The 20,745-nt window shown below is 59.3% G+C and carries 21 protein-coding genes; 8 read left to right on the forward strand and 13 right to left on the reverse strand.

Features of this window, described 5'->3' with window-relative positions:
* The first annotated feature begins 57 nt into the window (after positions 1-57).
* The 5 genes from MRK42_RS16140 to MRK42_RS16160 all read left to right on the forward strand — a co-directional run bounded on the left by MRK42_RS16140 (position 58) and on the right by MRK42_RS16160 (position 5,867).
* Positions 58-1,665: a GGDEF domain-containing protein gene (locus tag MRK42_RS16140; RefSeq protein ID WP_338611047.1), complete on the forward strand. Its 1,608-nt coding sequence runs from the start codon at positions 58-60 to the stop codon at positions 1,663-1,665.
* Between the two features lie 146 nt (positions 1,666-1,811).
* A complete protein-coding gene (ppnN, locus tag MRK42_RS16145; protein WP_042027984.1) occupies positions 1,812-3,167 on the forward strand; it encodes a nucleotide 5'-monophosphate nucleosidase PpnN in 1,356 nt (451 codons plus the stop codon).
* A 155-nt stretch (positions 3,168-3,322) separates the two neighbouring features.
* Positions 3,323-4,123, forward strand: a complete 801-nt coding sequence (xni, locus tag MRK42_RS16150) for a flap endonuclease Xni (RefSeq protein ID WP_223378772.1) — start codon at positions 3,323-3,325, stop codon at positions 4,121-4,123.
* A 160-nt stretch (positions 4,124-4,283) separates the two neighbouring features.
* A complete protein-coding gene (locus MRK42_RS16155) occupies positions 4,284-5,291 on the forward strand; it encodes an isocitrate dehydrogenase (RefSeq protein WP_042073186.1) in 1,008 nt (335 codons plus the stop codon).
* A gap of 117 nt (positions 5,292-5,408) precedes the next feature.
* Complete coding sequence (locus tag MRK42_RS16160; protein WP_338611051.1) at positions 5,409-5,867, forward strand: hypothetical protein; 459 nt, start codon at positions 5,409-5,411, stop codon at positions 5,865-5,867.
* Positions 5,868-5,961: 94 nt separating this feature from the next.
* Here MRK42_RS16160 and rlmM read toward each other — a convergent pair whose 3' ends face one another.
* From rlmM to dinB, 6 genes are all read right to left on the reverse strand, one after another.
* Positions 5,962-7,056 carry a 23S rRNA (cytidine(2498)-2'-O)-methyltransferase RlmM gene (gene rlmM, locus MRK42_RS16165; protein WP_026457371.1) on the reverse strand — a complete coding sequence of 365 codons (1,095 nt, stop codon included), beginning with the start codon at positions 7,054-7,056 and terminating at the stop codon, positions 5,962-5,964.
* Positions 7,049-7,435 carry a DUF423 domain-containing protein gene (locus MRK42_RS16170; protein WP_225634249.1) on the reverse strand — a complete coding sequence of 129 codons (387 nt, stop codon included), beginning with the start codon at positions 7,433-7,435 and terminating at the stop codon, positions 7,049-7,051. The genes rlmM and MRK42_RS16170 overlap by 8 nt, the downstream gene beginning before the upstream one ends.
* A gap of 32 nt (positions 7,436-7,467) precedes the next feature.
* The gene (locus MRK42_RS16175) at positions 7,468-8,094 is read right to left on the reverse strand and encodes an alpha/beta fold hydrolase (protein WP_338611053.1); all 627 of its coding nucleotides are present in this window, start codon (positions 8,092-8,094) and stop codon (positions 7,468-7,470) included.
* Positions 8,087-9,007 carry a transcriptional regulator GcvA gene (locus MRK42_RS16180; protein ID WP_042027993.1) on the reverse strand — a complete coding sequence of 307 codons (921 nt, stop codon included), beginning with the start codon at positions 9,005-9,007 and terminating at the stop codon, positions 8,087-8,089. The genes MRK42_RS16175 and MRK42_RS16180 overlap by 8 nt, the downstream gene beginning before the upstream one ends.
* 274 nt (positions 9,008-9,281) lie before the next feature.
* A complete protein-coding gene (locus MRK42_RS16185; RefSeq protein ID WP_338611056.1) occupies positions 9,282-11,423 on the reverse strand; it encodes a methyl-accepting chemotaxis protein in 2,142 nt (713 codons plus the stop codon).
* Positions 11,424-11,493: 70 nt separating this feature from the next.
* Positions 11,494-12,549: a DNA polymerase IV gene (gene dinB, locus MRK42_RS16190; RefSeq protein WP_338612499.1), complete on the reverse strand. Its 1,056-nt coding sequence runs from the start codon at positions 12,547-12,549 to the stop codon at positions 11,494-11,496.
* Between the two features lie 126 nt (positions 12,550-12,675).
* Here dinB and MRK42_RS16195 point away from each other — a divergent pair, with 126 nt between their 5' ends.
* Complete coding sequence (locus MRK42_RS16195) at positions 12,676-12,882, forward strand: hypothetical protein (protein WP_338611058.1); 207 nt, start codon at positions 12,676-12,678, stop codon at positions 12,880-12,882.
* An 89-nt stretch (positions 12,883-12,971) separates the two neighbouring features.
* On the opposite strand, the gene MRK42_RS16200 is transcribed toward MRK42_RS16195, so the two are convergent.
* Together MRK42_RS16200 and MRK42_RS16205 are read right to left on the reverse strand one after the other, a co-directional pair.
* The gene (locus tag MRK42_RS16200; RefSeq protein ID WP_338611060.1) at positions 12,972-13,532 is read right to left on the reverse strand and encodes a DJ-1 family glyoxalase III; all 561 of its coding nucleotides are present in this window, start codon (positions 13,530-13,532) and stop codon (positions 12,972-12,974) included.
* Positions 13,533-13,554: 22 nt separating this feature from the next.
* Complete coding sequence (locus MRK42_RS16205; RefSeq protein WP_338611062.1) at positions 13,555-14,496, reverse strand: 2-dehydropantoate 2-reductase; 942 nt, start codon at positions 14,494-14,496, stop codon at positions 13,555-13,557.
* A gap of 200 nt (positions 14,497-14,696) precedes the next feature.
* Between MRK42_RS16205 and MRK42_RS16210 the strand changes: the two genes are divergently transcribed.
* Positions 14,697-15,179 (forward strand): YajQ family cyclic di-GMP-binding protein, encoded by a 483-nt coding sequence (locus MRK42_RS16210; protein ID WP_338611064.1) that lies wholly within the window; start codon positions 14,697-14,699, stop codon positions 15,177-15,179.
* Positions 15,180-15,273: 94 nt separating this feature from the next.
* Here MRK42_RS16210 and MRK42_RS16215 read toward each other — a convergent pair whose 3' ends face one another.
* From MRK42_RS16215 to MRK42_RS16235, 5 genes are all read right to left on the reverse strand, one after another.
* On the reverse strand, positions 15,274-16,116 hold the full coding sequence (locus MRK42_RS16215; RefSeq protein ID WP_042073198.1) for an outer membrane protein OmpK: 843 nt from the start codon (positions 16,114-16,116) through the stop codon (positions 15,274-15,276).
* Positions 16,117-16,272: 156 nt separating this feature from the next.
* Complete coding sequence (locus tag MRK42_RS16220; RefSeq protein WP_338611065.1) at positions 16,273-17,652, reverse strand: MFS transporter; 1,380 nt, start codon at positions 17,650-17,652, stop codon at positions 16,273-16,275.
* Positions 17,653-17,812: 160 nt separating this feature from the next.
* Positions 17,813-18,388 (reverse strand): peptidylprolyl isomerase, encoded by a 576-nt coding sequence (locus MRK42_RS16225; RefSeq protein ID WP_338611066.1) that lies wholly within the window; start codon positions 18,386-18,388, stop codon positions 17,813-17,815.
* Between the two features lie 2 nt (positions 18,389-18,390).
* Positions 18,391-18,975 carry a YajG family lipoprotein gene (locus MRK42_RS16230; RefSeq protein ID WP_026456005.1) on the reverse strand — a complete coding sequence of 195 codons (585 nt, stop codon included), beginning with the start codon at positions 18,973-18,975 and terminating at the stop codon, positions 18,391-18,393.
* An 18-nt stretch (positions 18,976-18,993) separates the two neighbouring features.
* Positions 18,994-20,127: a methyltransferase gene (locus MRK42_RS16235; protein ID WP_338611067.1), complete on the reverse strand. Its 1,134-nt coding sequence runs from the start codon at positions 20,125-20,127 to the stop codon at positions 18,994-18,996.
* 204 nt (positions 20,128-20,331) lie between these two features.
* On the opposite strand from MRK42_RS16235, the gene MRK42_RS16240 reads away from it, so the two are divergent.
* Complete coding sequence (locus tag MRK42_RS16240; protein WP_042028010.1) at positions 20,332-20,637, forward strand: BolA/IbaG family iron-sulfur metabolism protein; 306 nt, start codon at positions 20,332-20,334, stop codon at positions 20,635-20,637.
* The last annotated feature ends 108 nt before the right edge of the window (positions 20,638-20,745 follow it).

The following is a 20,745-nucleotide window of genomic DNA, read 5'->3' on the forward strand; positions in this document are numbered from 1 at the left end:
TCGACCACGGTTGCTATCCAACATAAAAAACAAGAATGACAACAGGGCGACCTGATAATGAACGACATCGCTGCCGTAACAGGACAATTGGCCAGACTCAGGGAGTCCCTCCAGCAGAAACAGCTGGAGCTTGACGGTCTTCTCTCTTTCTCCGATGCGGAACGCATCCGCAGCATCCAGTTCATCAACAAACTGATGCTCTCCTGCCGTGGTTTCGATCGGGAACTCGACAACCGGTTTGCCCGCCTGAAGCAAAAACTCGACGGCAATCCATCCTACACCTCGCTGGATGCCGACCTGCTCGCCATCGAAAAACTGCTGCAACAGCACAGCAATGCCCTGGAAGAGTCGATGAACCTGACCCAGGCGGCCATCGAACTCGGTTCCAAGCAGCTCAAAACCATCAAGGGCTTCCCGGAAGAGACCCGCAAATCCCTCAAGGAGTTTCTGGCAAGCCCGGCTGGTTACGGTATCGCCGACCACCAGAAGAAGGTGATCAAGCTGCTCGAATTCTATCAGCAAGCGATCAAAATCCAGTTGCTGCCAAGCCAGCCACTGCTAGTCAAACCTGCTCCCCAGGCGTCAGAGAGCGAAGATCATCATCAGGCACCACATGACTCTTTCGATTTCAAGGATCATGCCCGTATCGCTGACGAGCTGCAGCGCCTCATCACGGAACTCGATTTTGCCGGCGCCATCGGCGAGAGCCTGGGAGATATCCGCCGCCAACTGCTGCTTGGCATAGCCCCTCACCTGCTGGCCGAGACCTGCATGCAGGTGATCGAGCTTATCATCGAGGGCACCCGTGAGGAGCGCAAAGCCTCCCGGGCATTTTTGAGCACCCTCAACGAGAGCCTGTCTGCGGTTCACGTCGGCTTTACCGAATCGCTGGATGAAGGGCGCGCCCTGCAAAACGAGACCAAAGAGACCCGGGAGGCGCTGGTCAGCGAATTGCAGGCCATCGATCACTCCCTGGCCAGCCACCAGACTCTGGAGGCTCTCAAAGAGACCATCTCCGGCCATATGGGGGCCATCAATCTACTGCTGCAGGAGCGGGAAAACACCGCTGCCCGTGAGCGTCACCTGCTCACCCGCCTCTCCACCATGGAGTCCAAGCTGCGACTGATGAAGGAGGAGACCGCCGAATACAAGAAGCGGCTCACCATCCAGAAGCACAAGCTGTTCCTCGACAGCCTGACCCAGGTTCACAACCGGGCAGCCCTCGACGAGCGGCTGGAGCAGGAGTACAAGCGCTGGCTGCGCTACCGCACCCCGCTGTGCATGGCGATCATCGACATCGATCACTTCAAGCACATCAATGACAACTACGGCCACATGGCCGGCGACAAGGCGTTGAAGGTGGTCGCCAAGGCCCTGCAGAGCACCCTGCGCGATACCGATTTCATCGCCCGTTTTGGCGGTGAGGAGTTCGTGGTGCTGCTTCCCAACATCAATCCGGACAAGTTCCAGAAGCCGCTGGAGGCCCTGCGCCAGACCATCAAGAGCATCCCGTTCCGGTTTCGTGATGCCAAGGTGGAGATCACCATCTCCATCGGTGCCACCCTGTTCCAGGATGGTGACAACCCCTCGGACGTGTTCGAGCGGGCAGACAAGGCGCTCTATCACTCCAAGAACAATGGCCGGGATCAAGTGACACTTGCCTGAGGCGGCTAAAAAAACGGCAAACGCAACTCATCCCTATTCCCCTTCCCCCTGCCTTGCCACTACTATCGAACTCAGGGGATGCACAAGCATCCCCCTTTTCTCCCCAGGGAAAACACAACGATAACAAGCGAGTGAAAGGGGAATTTATGATTACGCACATCAATCCCGTTGGCAGCATGGACCTGCTGTCACAGCTCGAGGTGGATCGCCTCAAACAGACCGCCTCCAGCGATATTTATCAGCTGTTTCGCAACTGCTCACTGGCGGTACTCAACTCGGGCAGCCATACCGACAGCTCCAAGGAGATACTGGAGCGTTTCAAATCCTTCGATATTCATGTGATCCGGCGCGAGCGCGGGGTCAAACTGGAGCTGTTCAACGCCCCCGAGCACGCCTTCGTCGATGGCGAGATCATCCGCGGCATTCAGGAACACCTCTTCTCCGTACTGCGCGACATCCTCTATGTCTCCAACCAGCTGGAGTCCAACCGCCAGGTCAACCTGACCAACTCCACCCATATATCCAACGTGGTGTTCGCCATCCTGCGCAACGCCAAGGTGATCCAGCCCGGCGCCGATCCCAACCTGATCGTCTGCTGGGGTGGTCACTCCATCAACGAGATCGAGTACCAGTACACCCGGGCCGTGGGCAACGAGCTGGGGCTACGTGAACTCAATATCTGTACCGGCTGTGGCCCGGGTGCCATGGAGGGTCCGATGAAGGGCGCCGCCGTCGGCCACGCCAAGCAGCGGGTGCGCAGCGGCCGCTATATCGGCCTGACTGAACCCTCTATCATCGCCGCCGAGCCGCCCAACCCCATCGTCAACGAGCTGGTGATCCTGCCGGACATCGAGAAGCGCCTGGAGGCCTTCGTGCGCCTCGGTCACGGCATCATCATCTTCCCGGGCGGCGTCGGCACGGCGGAGGAACTGCTCTACCTGCTCGGCATCATGATGCACCCGGCCAACGAGCGCCAGCCCATGCCCATCGTGCTGACCGGTCCGAAGGAGAGTGCCGACTACTTCCGCGCCATCGACGACTTCATCAAGGCCACCCTGGGAGAACCGGCCACCAAGCTCTACCGGATCATCGTCGGCGATGCGCCCGAGGTGGCCCGGGTGATGAAAGAGGCAATGCCGAAAATTCGCGAATACCGCAAATCAGTCGGGGATGCCTACTCCTTCAACTGGTCCTTGCGGATTGAGCCCGAGTTCCAACTGCCGTTCGAGCCGGATCACGCCAGCATGGGGGGCCTGGATCTGCATCGCAACCAGCCCCCCCAGCTGCTGGCAGCCAATCTGAGGCGCGCCTTCTCTGGTATCGTCGCAGGCAACGTCAAGGAAGGGGGCATTCGCGCCATCGAGAAGAAGGGCCCCTTCAAGATCCATGGCGACAAGGAGCTGATGCACCTGATGGACAGGCTGCTGGAGAGCTTCGTCAAACAGCAGCGGATGAAGCTGCCTGGCAGCCAGTATGTGCCCTGTTACGAGATAGTGCGCTGACGGCCAATCAAGCCTGCTCATAGGTAGATCAAGATGACAAACGGGGGCGTATCGGCCCCCGTTTTTATCCCCTGCTTGCCGCGCGGGCCATGGAAGGGCTGCCATGACTTCCGTCAGTTGTTACAATGTGGCGCCCCGACAGCCAAGAGTGCCCCATGTCAAATCTCAGGCCACACCTGCTCATCATCGACGCCCTCAATCTCATCCGCCGTCTGCATGCGGTGCAAGCCCAGCAGGCCCTGACTCCCGCCCAGGCCCTCGTCGCTACTCGCGCCAACCTCGTCAATACCTGCCGCAAGCTGCTGGCCGCCAGCGAACCCACCCATGTCATCGCCGTGTTCGATGGCGAGGTGCACAGCTGGCGCAAGGAGGTCTACCCGGCCTACAAGGAGGGGCGCACGCCCATGCCAACCGAACTGCGTGAAGGGCTGGGAGAGCTGCAGGATGCATTCTGGGAATGTGGCGTGGACGCCCTGCTGTCCGAGACCGACGAGGCGGACGATCTCGTCGCAACCCTGGCTTGCGGCATTGCCAGGCGCGGCCATCAGGCCACCATCATCTCCACCGACAAGGGGTTTTGCCAGCTCATCTGCCCGCAGATCCGGATCCGCGACTACTTCAACAAGCGCTGGCTCGATGCCGCCTTCGTCCAGCAGCACTACGGGGTGGCGCCGGCCCAACTGGTGGATTTCTGGGCGCTGACCGGGGTGAGCGGCTCCAACATCAAGGGAGTCCCCGGCATAGGCCCCAAGACAGCGACCCAGCTGCTGCAACAATATGGCGATCTGGCTACCCTGCTGACGGCTTGCCAACAGGAAGATGCCCCCAAGGCCCTGCGCAAGCTGCAGCAGCATCAGGAGGAGGCCCTGCTGGCCCAGCGGCTGGTCCGACTGCAACAGGATATTCCACTGGGATTCAACCTGCGGGATATCCGCTATCCGCCACAACCCGAGTGACTGGTGCACACAAATTGCCGGTCGAGGGCGCGAACCATGACACGACTCACCCACCTCGTTGAGGAAATTGAGTAAAATGTAAAGGAATCTGGTTGGTTTGCTGAGTAAATGATATAAAACAGCCCCATCCTCCCCTACTCCCTGGAAGTGGAACCCTCTCATGTCCAAAACAAAAATTACCGTGATCCCCGGCGACGGCATTGGCCCCAGCATCATCGAATCGGCTATCCAGATCCTGAACCACGCCGGCTGTGACTTCGAATACGACTACGCCGATGCGGGCCTGACCGCCCTCGAAAAACATGGCGAACTGCTGCCCCAGGCAACCCTGGATCTCATCGAGAAGAACAAGGTCAGTCTGAAAGGACCGCTCACCACCCCGGTCGGCGGCGGGTTTACCTCCATCAACGTCTCCCTGCGCAAGAAGTTCAACCTCTACGCCAACGTCCGCCCCGTCATCTCCTTCAAGGGCACCAAGAGCCGTTACGACAACATTGATATCATCACGGTGCGCGAGAATACCGAGGGGATGTACTCGGGCGCAGGCCAGAAGCGTAGCGACGACAACCAGAGCGCCGAGGCGATGAGCATAGTGACCCGTGACGGAGCCGAGCGCATCGTCAAGTTCGCCTTCGAACTGGCCCGCCAGGAAGGGCGCAAGAAGGTCACCATCATCCACAAGGCCAATATCCTCAAATCCACCTCAGGGTTGTTCCTGGAAGTGGCTCGCGAGGTTGCGGCACGTTATCCGGACATCCAGAGCGAGGAGATGATCGTCGATGCCGCCTGCATGAATCTGGTGATGTACCCGGAGCGTTTCGATGTAATGGTCACCACCAACCTGTTCGGCGACATCCTGTCGGATCTGTGCGCTGGTCTGGTCGGGGGCCTAGGCATGGCACCTGGTGCCAACATCGGTGATGGCGCCGCTATCTTCGAGGCGGTGCACGGTTCGGCCCCGGATATCGCAGGCAAGAATATCGCCAACCCCACCTCGGTGATCCTCGCCTCCATCCAGATGCTGGAATACCTCGGCATGCAAGATAAAGCAGAGCGCATTCGCGAGGCGGTTCGCGCCACCATCGAATCCGGCGACAGGGTTACCCGGGATCTTGGGGGCAGCGCCTCCACCAGTGAATTCACCCAGGCCATTATCGATCGCCTGTAAGCTAATTCATTGATTTTAAAAGGGAGCCTCGGCTCCCTTTTTTATGCTCCAGACAACTTTCCCCTCTTCTTGAGAGCAACTATGTTCAATAGAGAAGAAGAACAGGGAGAGTTTTTCATGTACGGGTATTGGCGCTTTCTGGTTCCGGGTTACCTGCTGTTATGGGGCTCTGTCTCTGCCTTCGAGCAGACGTTGCCGACCCAGACCGCCAGATTGCCGCAGCAGGAAAAGCGGGCCGCCACCGAGGTGTGGCGCTCCAGCCTGGATACCAATGACCTGCTCAAGGCTCCCAAGCCGCTCTCATTCGGGATCGATGTCGCCACTGACAACTATGGCAACCAGAGAGTCACCTCCTACCCGCAGCTCAACCTGACACCGGAAAAGAGTGTCAGCCTGTCGTTCGAGCGCTACAAACCCAGGGTCAAATTCCAGGCCGGTGGCATGCACACCGCCATCAAGCTAAGAGGGGATGGCGTCAAGATGCAGTTCAATCCGGTCGACAAGACCATTCCGCTGCAGATCGAGCTGAAAGTGACCGACGACGAATCCTCCCTGCGCGTCGACTACCGCTTCTGAACCTGTCGCATTTTTGCAGATAAAAAAAAGCCGACGGGCAACCCCGTCGGTCCTGGCATTATTTCCGTATGTTACGGCTGATATTCCGTCTCTATCACGCCTTGGGTTCGAGCTTGGAGACCCAGTACTTGTTGTAGACGTGTACCGTGATCTCTTCGCGATCGTGATAGAGCTGCTTGGCCTGAATGATGAAGCCGCTGTCGATCTCGGCCAGCAGTTCACGCAGCACCTCGATGTTGTGCACCGCCTCGGCGTAGCGCTTCTTCATCGGCAGCTTAAGGTTGAACATGGCTTCCTGACAGTCACCCTCGCGGAACCAGTCGGCGATCATGTGGGTGACCCGCGCCGGCTTGTCCACCATGTCACACACCAACCAGTAGATATTCTTCTTGCTGGGGCGCCAGACAAAGCCATCATCGCGGATGTGCTTGACCTGGCCGGTATCCATCAGGGATTGCGCCATCATGCCGTTGTCCACCGCGGTCACCATCATGTCGCGACGCACCAGCTGATAGGTCCAGCCACCCGGGCAGGCACCGAGATCCACCGCCTTCATGCCGGAGCGCAGCCGCACGTCCCACTCTTCCCGCGGTACGAACACATAGAATGCCTCTTCCAGCTTGAGGCTGGAGCGGCTCGGCGCATCGGCCGGGAAGCGCAGGCGCGGGATCCCCATGTGGAATGCGGAGTTGTTGAAGGAGTAGGAGTAGCCCAGCATCACGTGATCGTTGGCCAGGAAGAAGGCGTGGAATACGGGGCGGTTCGGCGTCTCCTTCTTGGTCAGGATCTCGTTGCTGCGCAGCGCCTGGCGCAACGGCACGGTGAACTTGCGGCAGAAGGCCGACAGCTCTTTCGCCTCGTTGGTATCGGCGGTTTCCACCCGCAGATCGCCGCAGATGGCGTAGTCGCGGGTCGCCTCCAGGATGGGGGTGATGCGATCGGACAGATCCAAATCTTTAAGCTCGCAGGTCACCACCAGCATCTGGCGGATAAAGATGAGCTCGCGAAATGGCAGCTTGCGCGCCAGCAGATCCGCTTCGTCCTCGCCATAGCATTCGAAGATGATGTAGCCACTGTCGTCCTTGACCCGGGCAAAGCCATAACACTGCATGTTAGTGGCTCGTTCGGTGATCTCTGCCGCCGCCTCTTTCTCAAAACCGGGGCGGCAATACAGCAGCAGATTATTCATTTTTTCCTCCAAGACGACAGCCAGCCCAGATCAGGGCCGCCCATCCCAACATAAAACAGAGGCCACCGGCCGGGGTAATAAGCCCCAACCCCTTGCTGCCAAGCAGCACCATGGCATAAATACTGCCGGAGAATCCCAGGATCCCCAGCACAAACGCGGTGCCAGCAAAGGTGATCACCTTGCTGCGCACGCCGCACCAACCCAGCACCAGCAGGGCCAATGCATGAAAAAACTGATATTGCACGGCGGTATTGAAAGCCGCCAGGCGCTCGGGCGTAATGCCGGTCGCCGCCAGGCCGTGGGCACCATAGGCGCCCAGCATGGTGGCCGTCAGGCCAAAGCAGCCGGCCAGCACCAGCCAGTGTCGGTGGATCTGCATTCCAACTCTCCTTGTGTTCCCGCTCGCCGTCCTCAACCCTGTACCGGGGGGTTGGTGACAAAGCGCCTTATCTCGTTCGCTGCCTGCTGCAGATTTTCCTGTTCACTCACGCCACTCGCCTTGCGCGGCTTGAAGCCATGATCGCCATCGGTCAGCCAATGGACCGATACGGCGGAGGAGAAGGGGAAATCGACCAGTTCGGCACGGCTGCCAAAAGTGTCACGCTCCCCCTGCAGCAGCAGGGTTGGCGTGGTGATCTGCTTGAGCACCTCGCCCCGCCAGCACTCGGGCTTGGCCGGGGGGTGGAAAGGATACCCGAGAATGAGCAATCCTGCAGCATTCATCTCGCCCGCAATCTCGGCCGCCATCCGCCCGCCCATGGACTTGCCTGCCAGAAACAGTCCGGGATGGGCAAACTCCCGCACCATCTGGCGCCAGTGCTCGAGCAGCGCTGGCTGGCGATCGGGCGGACGACGCTTGCCATCCTGGGCCCGTTTGATCATGTAGGGGAAGTTGAAGCGCACCACCTCGATATCGGGCCCGGCCAGCAGCCGCGACAGCTCGGCCAGAAAGGCGTGCTCCATACCGGCCCCGGCACCGTGGGCCAACAGAATGCGAACGGGGGCATCAACAGCCCCCTCCCGGATCACCTCATGCATCGGCTAGTCGGGCCCGGCGACGGGCCTCCTCCTGCTCCACCAGTTCCAGCATCCAGTCGCGGAAGGCGACTATCTTGCCCTGATCGGACTGCTGCTCCTGGCACACCAGATAGAAGGCGTTCTTGCTCACCAGCACCTGCTCGAACGGGCAGATGAGGCGACCCGCCTCTATCTCTGGCTGGGCCAGCACACTGTGGCCAAGGGCCACCCCCTGGCCGTGAATGGCGGCCTGGATCACCATGGTAGAGTGGCTGAAGATGGGCCCCTGGTTTACGTTGGGGGCATCGATGTCGAGCTGGCGAAACCAGGCCTTCCAGTCGCGACGCGAGGTGTCGTGCAGCAGGGTATGGCGGGTCAGATCGTCCGGGGTGCGCAGCGGCTTGGGACCGGTCAGCAGCAGCGGTGAACAGACCGGGATCAGATACTCGGTGTGCAGCTTGTCACAGCGCAATCCGGGCCAGTTGCCACGGCCATAGTAGATGGCCACGTCCACGTCATCGGTGAGCGATCCCTCGTCCATGTCGACGGCCTTGATCCGCACGTCGATATCGGGATGACGCTCGCTGAATTTGACCAGCCTGGGCACCAGCCACTGGATGGCAAAGCTCGGCTGCAGGCTGACGGTGAGCGCCCCTTTGGCACTGCGCGCCAGCAGCTTGTCGGTCGCTTCCGAAATGGAGGCAAAGATATCCTTGATATCGAGGAAATAGCCCTGCCCCTCCTCGGTCAGCAACAAGGAGCGATTCTTGCGACGGAACAGCTTGATGCCAAGATACTCCTCCAGCGCCTTGATCTGGTGACTGATGGCAGCCTGAGTCACAAACAACTCTTCTGCTGCGCGGGTAAAGCTTAAGTGACGGGCCGCTGCTTCAAACGCCTTGAGGGCATTGAGCGGGGGTAAACGACGAGACATGACACCAGCCGACGATGAGTTTTTCTAATGGGGCGCATTATAATTTGTCGGTTGCGGGTCGACCAGTGAATAAACATAATTCGCCCTGCAATCAGTTGTCATATGGCTCACATTTTCTGCGACATATTGGTTTAATGTGTTTTCCGTGAGCCTTCCGACTGTGATTGTGGTGTTGTGTTTCTTCCTCTGCGGGAAGAGGGGCTAAATCGACGCGATTTAACCCAGTCTGTCATCTGAATGTGTTTGGCGCCTCTTATTGGATGGCGCCTTTTTTCTATACCTTGAACTGCCCCACCAGTTGCTGCTGCTTGTCCGCCAATGCCGACAGCTCGCGACCGTTTTCGGCGGAAGTGGCCGCCTCACCCCGAATGGTGTGGCTCACATCACGAATATTGCTGACATTGCGATTGATCTCCTCCGCGACCCGGGTCTGCTCCTGGGCAGCCCTGGCGATCTGTTCATTCATCTGATGGATGGTGGAAACGGACTGGATGATCTGCTCCAGCACCCGTACCGACAGGTCGACCTTGGCGAGCGTCTGATCTGCCTGACCATGGCCCTCGCGGATCGCATTGACCACGGCACCCGTGCCAGATTGCAGCTCGCTGATCAGGGTCTGGATCTCGACGATGGCGTTCTGGGTGCGGCCCGCCAGATTGCGTACCTCATCGGCCACCACGGCAAAACCCCGCCCCTGTTCACCTGCCCGGGCCGCCTCGATGGCGGCGTTCAGGGCCAGCAGATTGGTCTGCTCCGCGATCCCCTGGATGACGATAAGGATGTCATTGATGTTCTCGCTGTTGGCCGAGAGCCGCTCCACCACCGGCTGGGCCTCATTGATGGTCGTCATCAACCGCCCCATGGCGGTCTGGGTATCGGCCACCACATATTTGCCCTCCTGGGCCGCCGTGTCCGTCTCGTTGGCCGCCGTCACCGCGGCGCTGGCATTGCCGGACACCTGCAGCGCCGTCGCACTGAGCTCTTCGAATGCAGTGGCCACCAGATCAATTTCCTGATACTGGGCCTGCATGCCGTTGCTGGTACGCTCGGCCACCTGGGCGGCCCGCTCCGCGCTGGTTCGCGTCCCCTCCACGGTGGCGATGACCTGGCTGATGGTGGATTGCAATTTGTTGAGGAAGCTGTTGAACCACTTGGCCAGCTCGCCGATCTCATCCTCGCGCTGGATCTCGATGCGCTGGGTCAGATCCCCCTCACCGCTGGCAATGTCTTTGAGGCGAGCCACCACGGCACGGATGGGAGCCACTATCTGGCGTGCCATCAGCCAGATACCGCACAGGGCGATGAGGGAGATAAGCACGCCAATCACCACCTGGGTGGCTACACTGCGTCTGCCCTCCTCGGCCAGGTTGCCATGCAGCCGCTTGGCCGACGCCAGCACCACGTCCCTGGGGAGTTCGATATAGATACCCCACTGTTGCGGGGTACCGCGCATGGTGACTGGCACGAAGGTCTGCAACAAGGCACCGTCGTCACTCCAGCGGCTCAGCACTTGCCCCTGATCGAGCCACCCTTTCAAATCGGCGGCCAGATCGGAATATTGCTGACCCAGTGTCTGCCCCATGGACACGTCAAACTCGTTGGCTCCGGCGACCCGCCCCTCGTGGCTGACCAGCAGGATTTTGCCTTTTCCACTGTAGAGTTGTTGATCCATGCTGTTCACCAGCTGTTGCAAACTGGTCAGGGGGACATCGACTCCCACCATGCCGAGCAAGGCCCCCTCTTCCTGCAAGGGATAGGTGACCGAGGTCATCAGGATCTGTTGGCCCCCCACCTCATCCAGATAGGGTTCGAGCAGACAGAGCGCCCGGGTGCGGATGCTGCAGCGATACCACTCATTTTCCACCCCGCCCGTCTCGGTGGGGCTCTCGTCGGCCAGCACCTCCTCATCCATGACCTCGGAGACTATCTTTCCGTGATCGTTGGCCCAGTAGCTGGCAAAGCGTCCCTTGTCATTGGCCCCTAGAGCGCTGGAGCCCTGATAGTTGCTGTCCTCCCCATCCAGCTGATCCGGCTCGAACACCGCATAGGCACCGAGAAGATTGGCAGAGGAGGCCACGGCATCCCTCAGCTGTTGATTAAGAGCTCCGCGCAGAGCTTCCGAATGGGTAAAGTTCTCGGCCGCATTCCTGCGCTGGAACAGGAGATCTTCGGCCAGCAAGGTGGCCCGGAAGTAGGCTTCGTCGAGGTAACTGGTCACCTTGGCTGCCTGTTCACCCCCTATCGCCGTCATCCAGTGCTCGGCCGACAGCTGGGCCTCCTGCATGGTGGCCTGCAGCACCTGATCCTGCATCTTGTTGGCATTGTAGAGCGAGGAGATAACCAGGACGGCGGCCGTAACCAACAGACAACAACCGGAGATCAGGGTGATCCGACCCTGGACAGAGAGAGCGCGCATGCCAAGTTCCTACTTCACGTCATACCGAGATAAATAGAGTATCGACTTTATAAACAAAAACTTAACTTTTTCAGAGCAAATCAAGCGACAGCTGGTTCACTTCCCCCTCTTTCGGCAGGCCGACCACCAGCCCCAGCAGACGCACCGGCCGCCCTTGAGCCCGTTGCAATCCCTCCTTCAGCAAGACGGCAAAGAGTCCGCGCTGGTAACCCCCCTGGCTGCGGTAGACAGTCGTCTGGTGAAAATCGGAGAACTTGAGCTTGATCCCCTGCCCCATCAACTGATCTGCCGGGCAGACGGCCTCAAAACGTCGCTCCAGTTCGGGGAGCAGGGAGTCCAGTACTGCAAGGCAGCCTTGCTCGTCACACAGATCGCTCGCCAGCGTGGTCTCCACCCCTATGGTCTTGCGTATGCGTTGTGCCTGAACCGGCTGATCATCCCGCCCCCAGATCCGGCCCGCCAGCATCTCGCCCAATTTACCAAACCGCTCGCACAGCTCCTCCACGCTCAAGGCTCTGGCATCTTCACAGCTGTAGAGCCCCTGCGCTTCGAGCCGCTCCGCCGTCTTGCGCCCCACTCCGGGCAATTTGCCAAGGGGCAGTTGGCGGACAAACTCGGTCACCTCGTCGGGACGGATGACAAACAGACCGTCGGGCTTGCGCTGCTCCGAGGCAAGCTTGGCCAGGAATTTGTTGGGGGCCACCCCTGCCGAGGCGGTCAACCCCAGTTCGGTGGCGATGGCATGGCGGATCTCCCGGGCCATCAGGGTCGCACTGCCACCACAGCAGGCACTGTGAGTCACATCGAGGTAGGCCTCGTCCAGCGACAAGGGTTCAACCTGATCGGTATAGCGCAGAAAGATGGCCCTCAACTGGCGGGAAATATCCTTGTAGAGCGCCATGCGCCCCGGCAGCAGCACCAGGGGGGGGCAGAGCTTTTTCGCCAGCGCCGTCGGCATGGCGGAACGCACGCCGAAACGGCGGGCCACATAGTTGCAAGTGGAGATGACGCCACGGCGATCGGATGCGCCGCCGACCGCCAACGGCACGTCACGCAGCGCCGGGTTGTCCCGCATCTCCACCGCCGCATAAAAGCAGTCCATGTCGATATGGATGATCTTGCGCATACCACTGTATAAATAACCAGACATGCAGCTATCTTACCCCAGGGCGAAAGGGCGCACTATCCCCGTCATTGGCACAAGATGGTAGACTCCAAAGAGACCTTTCATGCACAACAAGGAACGTTCGGGATGAAATATCTATGGCTGGGACTCTGCCTGCTGCCGCTGGCCGTGAGCGCCAAGAACAACCCCACGGCGGAGTGCCGCTGGCTTTATGACAGGATGGCGCATCTCAAACAGGCCATCGAGAAGGGGGATACCCTGGGCACACGGGAGGAGCTGGCGCGCTGGCAGGGGGAATTCATCAAGAAACAGTGCGATCGGTACGACTATTGACCCAAGCTCTTCCCATTGCGCTCAGATAAAAAACGGGCTCCCGCCGTGATGGCGGGAGCCCGTTTTGCAGGAGGACTTCATGCCCTGCTTTATGGCAATACCATGGGGGCCGCAACGCGCTCGGCCAGGGCATCATCGCGCAGCACCCGCACCAGCTCGAGGGTAAATTCGATGGCGCTGCCAGGCCCCTGGCTGGTAATGAGGCGGTGAGCTTCATCCCTGACCACCCTGTCCGTTGCCAACTGTGCAGCCGGCAGGTGCGACTGGAAGCCGGGATGACAGGTGACCCTGGCCTCCCCCAGCAAGCCGTGATGCTGCAGCACCACCACGGGAGCCGCGCAGATGGCGGCTCGCCAACGGCCGAGAGCGGCCTGCGCTTTCAGCAGCTCGATGGCAAGCGGCGTATCGCGGATCACTTCGCTGCCGGGCAGGCCACCGGGCACTACGATCGCCTCGAAGTCGCGGCTGGCCAGCTCGTCGAGATGGCAATCCGCCACCAGTTGCACTCCGCGAGAGGCCCTGATCTGGCGCTCACCAACCGGACAGCAGGAGGCGAGCACCACTTCTATACCGGCCCGCACCAAGGTATCGACGATGGCCACGGTTTCAATCTCTTCCGACCCCGGGGCCACCAACACCAGTACGCTCATCCTCGCCTCCTTGCCTTTAGGCTCACGCCACCTGGCTCTTCTCTTTAATCGCCTGATAGAGCCCCTGATTGACCGGAACGGCAATGCCATGCTTTGCCGCGCTGGCCAGCAGGAACCCCGTGATGGCGTCGATCTCGGTCTCCCGCTTCTGCTCCATGTCTTGATGCATGGAAGAGTAATTATCGGCGGTCAACTCCACCACAGTCATCACCCGGCGCAACAGCTCTTCGGCCGTGGTCGGCATGCCTTCGGCGCACATAACATCGGCTACCTCGACACAAACCTGCTGCAGAGTATCGGCAAAACGAGGTCCCGCCAGTTCGCCATTTTTCAACTTGTGCAGCGCGGTCAGGGGATTGATGGCACAGTTGATGGCCAGCTTCTGCCACTGACGGGCCCGGATCTGCTCGTCCCAGCCCGCCTGGCCGAGGGCCAGCGCCAGCTCATCGGCCAGCGCGGCATGGGCTCTGGCGGCCTCGTTGACCGGGCCAAGCCAGGTCTCGCCCTTGCCGGTGTGGCGAAACACGAAGTGGCCGCTCTTCATGGCGCCATGGCTGGTGACACCGGCGATCACCGGATTGTGGGGAAACAGGGCGACGACCTGCTCGGCAATGCCCATGCCGTTGTGCAGCAGCACGATGGGCACGCCGGCCGCCAGCTTGCCGACCAGCGGTGTCAGTGCCGCGATCACCTGATTGGCTTTGGTCATCACCAGCAGGCGCTGGATCTGTCCCGGTTTGCTGACAAATCCGCGCTCGATGGCGAGCAGCTGGGTGTGACCCTCCAGGGAGGTGAAGTCGATACCCGGGTGCAGGGTTGATTGATGGTGATCCCGCAACAAGACGCGGGTCGGCTGACCACTTTGGGTGAGCAAGGATGCAAAAACGCCGCCGAGGGCGCCACAGCCCAGCAGGGTCCATTGAGGTGTCGAAGGCTGTCGAGAATTCAGTAATCCGCTTGGCATGATGTGACTCAATCGAGGTAAGGGCTGCAATCCTCTCAACCTGTTACCTGAGATAAGTGAAGATGTCGCTGCCGGACACTAACGGGTCCGACCACTCCTGTGCGCAGGGGATTCTAGCAGAGCGGTCCCATCAAAATCAGCAAATTTGCCCGTTTTCTGGTAGATTTGCCCCCCGATAACGCAACATGAGGAGCCCGGTTATGCCGTCATTCGATATTGTCTCTGAAGTCAAAATGAACGAGGTGTTGAACGCCGTCGACAACGCCAATCGTGAACTGGCCACCCGTTTCGATTTTCGTGGGGTAGAGGCCAGCTTCGAGTTGAACAAGGAAGAGGTGAAACTGGAAGCGGATGCCGATTTCCAGCTCAAGCAGATGGTTGAGATACTGCGCAATGCCCTGCTCAAACGCAATATCGAAACCAGCTCCATGGAAGTGGGTGATTCGGTGCATTCCGGCAAGCGCTTCCACCTGAACGTCAAGTTCAAGCAGGGTATCGATAAGGAAGTGGCCAAGAAGCTGGTCAAGCTGATCAAGGATTCCAAGATCAAGGTTCAAGCCGCCATTCAGGGCGACGAAGTGCGCGTCACCGGCAAGAAGCGTGACGATCTGCAGGAAGTGATGACCATGGTGCGTGGCGCCGAACTGGGCCAACCGATGCAGTTCCAGAATTTCCGCGATTGATTGCCCCGGGCGCTTTCTCTCTTCGCGCCTATCCAATCGGGCAGAAATAAAAAAACCGGAGCCAAGGCTCCGGTTTTTTGTACCCCAAGTTCGATTAGAACTTGTAGGTAACAGAGAAGTAGTGGCTGAAGCCAGAGCTCTTCCAGGGAGAACCGTTGTAAGAGGTGGAGCCATCTTTGGTGCCGTAGGCATCCATGAAGTACTTCAGACCGTAACCGACGGCGTAGCGGTCGGAGTGCCAGTAGATACCGTGGAAGGTAGCCAGGTTGTCGCTGGTACGGTCAGCACGGTTGTGGGTGTCCAGGTCGAAGGCGTAGTCCAGGTAACCCTGATAGGAAACGAAGCTGCCGTTGCTGAAGGTGTAGAAAGGCTTGAACCAGTTCATGGAGAACTGATAACCGTTCCAGCTGTTCTCTTCTTCTCTGAAGAATTCGTTCTCGTTGGAGTAGCGAGCGTACAGGTTCATACCAACCTTGCCGAACCAGGGAACCATGACGTCTGCACCCAGACCGATCTGGTTTTCCATCTGGCCATCAGCCATGTTGTTCAGGTTGGCGATATACAGCTCTTGTACCGGGCCGAAGGAGAGATCCATGCCAGTCAGAGCATCCAGAGACATGCGCGGAGCAAACTTCATGAACAGGTTCTGGCCGCCGTGCTTGTCGCTGTGTTTGGTGTCGAAAATATCGAAGATATCGACATAGCCATACAGGTCAAAAATACCGGAACGACCGCCGAACTCCATTTCCAGATAGGTATCGTTGTAATCGTCATCAGCGGCAGTGAACGGGCGCTGATCGATGGTGTGCATTACGTTGAACTGCATCCACTTGTAATCGTTCTTGTGGATGTCACCGCTGTAGTCAGCAGCGAACGCCGGAGTGGCAGCAGCGGCCAGCAGGCCGGCAGCGATCAGAGTCTTGGTAAATTTGGCCATTTTATTGGTCTCTTGTGCGTTAGTTGAGGTTTTCCGTAGCCTGCCCACAAGGAGCGAATGGGATTCTAATCAAATAAAATAGGGGGAGAAACAACTTCTGGGGAACTTTCTTTGGAAGTGTGAATCTAATCACCCCCGCTTTAACGCAAACGCTTGCTATTTGCTCGGTATTGAGAACAACGACTCCCCTTTTCTCGCTACCAAGACGATCAACAGCAGCACAGGCAGCCCCAATAAACCGGTTCCCACGAAGAAGACACTGTAGCCAACCTGCTCCACTATCTGGCCGGAAAACCCCGCCAGCAGCTTGGGCAGCAGCAACATCACAGAGCTGAACAACGCATATTGCGTCGCCGAAAAGGCGACATTGGTCAGGCTGGAGAGATAGGTTACAAACGCGGCGGTGGCGATCCCGGCGCTGAGATTGTCCAGCGAGATAATCAGGGTCAGCAGCTCCAGGTTGTGGCCCACCTGGTTGAGCAGGGCAAACAGCAGGTTGGTACTGGCAGTCAGCAGCGCCCCCAGAAACAGAATGCGCAGGGTACCGAATCGCATCACCAGCACGCCACCGAGCGCCGCCCCCACCAACGTCATGATGACGCCGAACACCTTGGTGATGGTGGCAACTTCGGTCTTGCTGAACTGCATATCCACGTAGAAACTGTTGGACATCACCCCCATCACCACATCCGCCACCCGATAGCAGGCAATCAGTGCCAGGATCAGCAGCGCCGAGCGACCGTAACGGTGGAAGAAGTCGGCAAAGGGGCACCAAATGGCCTCATAGGCCCAGGCCCCCGCACTCGCCAGCGGCAATGGCCACCCCTTTGCCAGCAGGCAGGCCTTGCGATCGGCTTGCTGCTGATCCTGGGTAGCCTGGTCGATCTGCGGTTCATGGCAAAAGAGGGTGGTGATGATGCCAAGAGACATCATCACCGCCATCAGCAGGTAGGTTATCTGCCAGCCGCGATAGTCATAACCCACGTTGCTGCCAAACCAGGCTGCCAGGGCCAGCGCTCCCGCCCCCGCCATGATCATCGCCAACCGGTACCCTGTCATGTAAGAAGCCGCCATGGCCGCCTGCAACCGCTCCGGCGCAGATTCGATGCGATAGGCATCGATGACGATATCCTGGGTCGCCGAGGCAAAGGCCACCAGCAGGGCAAACAGCGCCAGCTGCGCCAATCCGGTCTTGGGATCGCAGAGCGCCATGCCAACCAGGGCTCCCGCAATTAGCAACTGGGAGAAGAGCATCCAGCTGCGACGACGTCCAAGCAGCCTGGAGAGCAGCGGCAACGGCATGCGATCCACCAGGGGGGACCACAGCCACTTGAAGCCATAGGCCAGGGCGACCCAACTCATATAGCCGATGTCGGTCAGGCTGACATCCGCCTCGCGCAACCAGAACGACAGGGTGCCAAAGACCAGCAGCAAGGGCAGACCCGATGAAAAGCCCATGGCAAAGAGGATCAGCACTCTGGCTTCGAGATAGACGGCGAGCGAGTCTCGCCAGCTCGGTTTGCGGATCATGTTCAACTACCTGACGGATCTTGGAAAAGTGCGCCATTTTGGCAGGTTAGGCCCGGATAGCCAAGGCAGGCCCAAACGCCAGACAAACAAAAGGCCCACCCCGAAAGGGGTGGGCCTTGTCTTCTGCAACAAAGCGTGTCGCAGCGGCCATCACGGGTAGAAAGGGTTACTTGCCCGCCTTCTTGTCGGTTCCGCTCTCGGCCAGCAACACCACTTTCTTCAGGATGATGGGGCTGGTCGGCACGTCGTTGGCACGCAGGATAGAGCTGTAGCCAGTCTGCACCTGTGCCAGCTTGTCCAGCACCTCCATTCCCTGTACCACCTGGCCAAAGACGGTGTAGCCGGCACCGGCATTGGCGTTGAGGTTGTTGTTGTCCACCAGGTTGAAGTAGAACTGGCGGGTCGCGCTGTCGACCGCCTGGGTGCGGGCCATGGCGATGGAACCGCGCTTGTTGGGCAGGCCGCCACGGGATTCGTTGACCACGGGCTCATAGGTCGGCAGCTGCTGGAACTGCTGGTTGTAGCCGCCCCCCTGTACCACGAAGTTCTGGATCACCCGGTGAAACAGGCTGCCATCGTAACTGCCGTCCGCCACATAACGCAGAAAGTTCTTCACCGTCTGGGGCGCCTGCTTGGGCGCCAGCTCCACCACGATATTGCCGTGGTTGGTCTCCATTCTTACCTGCGGGCCGGCAAATGCCAGCGGAGTAACCAGCATGGCCAGCAACCAGAGTTTTTTCATGATCAGACTCCTGCGCCGCTCGGTTGACCCTTCAGATAGCCACGCAGGGCCTCATCCGCCATGATCTGCTGCAATACGTTGCCCAGTTGCAGGTTCAGGGTGGATTCCAGATCTGCCATGCTCGGCTCGCCCGGTCCCTCTTTACTGGAGGACATGTTGAACTGTTTGGTCAGACGGTTGCCCTGGAAATCGGCGATCACCTGCAGGCTGACTCGGGATTTGGTGACATAAGTGAAGGTCTTCTCTTCCACATTGACCGCCGCGGTCGAGATAACCAGGGTCAGGTTGGTGGTGCCGCTGTTGCCCACTTCGAGCCCCTGGCTGCGCAGCCCCTCGGCCAGCTTCTCTGCGACCAGCAGATTGAGCGGACGCTCGCTGTTGACCAGCACGGTGGCCTTCTCTTTCTTCTTGATGGAGAAGACATAGGCAGCCTCACGCTTGTCTACCCCTTCCATGGTGATCCGGTTGCCCGAGTAGTATTGCTGGTTGGCCGGCACGATCTGCGGATTGAGCAGTGCCGTCTCGGGCCAATGGGTTGCGCACCCGCCGAGCATCAGGGCGGCCAGCAGCAAGAGTGACTTTTTCATCATGAACTTCCTTTGACGTTAGCGTTTGATGGCTTTCAAAATAACGAATTTGCTGTTTGACGCAACGACTTGTGCGTTGGCAAACAAGCGCTTGAGTTTATTGTGATAATCCAGATGACGGTTGCCTACTATCCAGAGTTCCCCCCCTTTGGGCAACACCCGGTGGGCATCGCAGAACATCTGCCAGGCGATATGATCGGTGATCGCCTGCTGCTGATGGAAGGGCGGGTTGCAGAGGATCCGATCCGCTGCCCCCGTCTCGACGCCATCCAGACAGTTGTTGACCATGAAGCTGGCCCGCAGCAGCGCCTCCGCCAGGTTGTGTTCGACGTTGAGCCGTGCCGACGCCACCGCCATGTAGGACTCGTCGACAAAGGTCACCTCCACCTCGCTGTCCCGTGCCAGCAGCGAGAGTCCCAGCACACCGTTGCCACAGCCCAGATCGATCACCTTGCGCGCGCTATGTATCGGTAGATTGTCCAGCATGAAGCGGGCGCCGATATCCAGGCTGGTGCGCGAAAAGACGTTGGCGTGGTTGTGGATGAGCATGTCGGTGCCCTCCAGCGGCCAGACGGTGGGGAACGGATTGGCCAGCGCCGGACGTTCTTCTTGCGGTTCGCAGTGGATAAGGCGCGCCTTCTTCCAGGCGAGCGACGTCCGGGTTGCCCCCAGGTATTTCTCGAACAGCTTGAGGGTGGAGGTGTGAATGTCCTTGGCCTTGCCGGCGGCGATGATGCGGGTGGCGGGCGTCACCACCTGACGCAGGGCCAACAGTTGCTGCTCCAGCAGCGCCTGGTATTTGGAAACCTTGATCACCACCAGTGCCGGCGCCTCGGGCAGGGGCGCCAGCGCATCCTGCAGCCGGATGCCGTCGGTATCCAGCCCGTTTTCGATCAGATTGGCCAGCGTGGCCCGCTCGCTGATATAGGAATCGGTGACGCTGACGGGAGCGTAATCGTGCAAAAATGCCGCCAGGGCGCCGAATCCGTCATTCATGATGATCACCGGGCCTGCCTGCTCCAGGGGGGACTCAGCCAGGGTGTTGATCAGATATTCGTCGGCCGCATCCCAGGCTTGCAGGGTTTCCTGGCTCAGGCGCGGGTAGCGATAGAGGGTCAGCTGGCAATGGGGAGTGACAAGAAGGGTTTCCATAGGATGAGTCCAACCTCGGCTTGATTCGGGTAACAGGCGCCAGGGGCGACGCAAAGTGGCGCTATTCTAGCGGGGTAGAGGAATTTCACCAGTTCGAGCCGCCATGACAGCGTTCCCGGGCCATATTTCTCTCCATAAGGGGACTTATTCCGCCAGGCAACTGCCGATAGAATGGCCCCACGTTCACTTTCTGGAAGCATCCTGATGACCATGCAACAACACATTGAAGCAAAACTGACCGCCGCCCTCACTCCCAGCCTGCTGGAGGTGATCAACGAGAGCCATATGCATCGTGTTGAGCCCGGCTCCGAGAGCCACTTCAAGGTGGTCATCGTCAGCCCGCAATTTGAAGGTCTGCGTCTCCTGGCCCGTCATCGCCTGATCAATGAAGTGCTGGCCCCCGAGCTGGCCGGCCCGGTACATGCCCTGGCACTGCATACCTACACAGAGAGCGAATGGCAGCAAAAGGGCCAGGCACCGCGCACCCCGAGCTGCGTCGGCAAACCCTGACGCGGCCAGAACAGGAGAGTTCCTGCATCCCTCTGCCATCCCGCCTGCAAGTCATTGGAAATGGGGCGATAAAAGCCCCATATGAGAATTACTCGCAAACAAAACTGC

The organism is Aeromonas sp. 19NY04SH05-1 (assembly GCF_040581895.1).
GTDB lineage: Bacteria > Pseudomonadota > Gammaproteobacteria > Enterobacterales > Aeromonadaceae > Aeromonas > Aeromonas enteropelogenes.

Coding starts and splice junctions, on each gene's coding strand:
- MRK42_RS16170 (WP_225634249.1), bottom strand. CDS start 7,435: ATGCAGATCCACCGACACTGGCTGGTGCTGGCCGGCTGCTTTGGCCTG.
- MRK42_RS16210 (WP_338611064.1), top strand. CDS start 14,697: ATGCCGTCATTCGATATTGTCTCTGAAGTCAAAATGAACGAGGTGTTG.
- MRK42_RS16140 (WP_338611047.1), top strand. CDS start 58: ATGAACGACATCGCTGCCGTAACAGGACAATTGGCCAGACTCAGGGAG.
- MRK42_RS16205 (WP_338611062.1), bottom strand. CDS start 14,496: ATGCCAAGCGGATTACTGAATTCTCGACAGCCTTCGACACCTCAATGG.
- MRK42_RS16225 (WP_338611066.1), bottom strand. CDS start 18,388: ATGAAAAAACTCTGGTTGCTGGCCATGCTGGTTACTCCGCTGGCATTT.
- MRK42_RS16155 (WP_042073186.1), top strand. CDS start 4,284: ATGTCCAAAACAAAAATTACCGTGATCCCCGGCGACGGCATTGGCCCC.
- rlmM (WP_026457371.1), bottom strand. CDS start 7,056: ATGAATAATCTGCTGCTGTATTGCCGCCCCGGTTTTGAGAAAGAGGCG.
- MRK42_RS16185 (WP_338611056.1), bottom strand. CDS start 11,423: ATGCGCGCTCTCTCTGTCCAGGGTCGGATCACCCTGATCTCCGGTTGT.
- MRK42_RS16160 (WP_338611051.1), top strand. CDS start 5,409: ATGTACGGGTATTGGCGCTTTCTGGTTCCGGGTTACCTGCTGTTATGG.
- MRK42_RS16235 (WP_338611067.1), bottom strand. CDS start 20,127: ATGGAAACCCTTCTTGTCACTCCCCATTGCCAGCTGACCCTCTATCGC.
- MRK42_RS16175 (WP_338611053.1), bottom strand. CDS start 8,094: ATGCATGAGGTGATCCGGGAGGGGGCTGTTGATGCCCCCGTTCGCATT.
- MRK42_RS16215 (WP_042073198.1), bottom strand. CDS start 16,116: ATGGCCAAATTTACCAAGACTCTGATCGCTGCCGGCCTGCTGGCCGCT.
- MRK42_RS16240 (WP_042028010.1), top strand. CDS start 20,332: ATGACCATGCAACAACACATTGAAGCAAAACTGACCGCCGCCCTCACT.
- ppnN (WP_042027984.1), top strand. CDS start 1,812: ATGATTACGCACATCAATCCCGTTGGCAGCATGGACCTGCTGTCACAG.
- MRK42_RS16180 (WP_042027993.1), bottom strand. CDS start 9,007: ATGTCTCGTCGTTTACCCCCGCTCAATGCCCTCAAGGCGTTTGAAGCA.
- MRK42_RS16195 (WP_338611058.1), top strand. CDS start 12,676: ATGAAATATCTATGGCTGGGACTCTGCCTGCTGCCGCTGGCCGTGAGC.
- MRK42_RS16230 (WP_026456005.1), bottom strand. CDS start 18,975: ATGAAAAAGTCACTCTTGCTGCTGGCCGCCCTGATGCTCGGCGGGTGC.
- dinB (WP_338612499.1), bottom strand. CDS start 12,549: ATGCGCAAGATCATCCATATCGACATGGACTGCTTTTATGCGGCGGTG.
- xni (WP_223378772.1), top strand. CDS start 3,323: ATGTCAAATCTCAGGCCACACCTGCTCATCATCGACGCCCTCAATCTC.
- MRK42_RS16200 (WP_338611060.1), bottom strand. CDS start 13,532: ATGAGCGTACTGGTGTTGGTGGCCCCGGGGTCGGAAGAGATTGAAACC.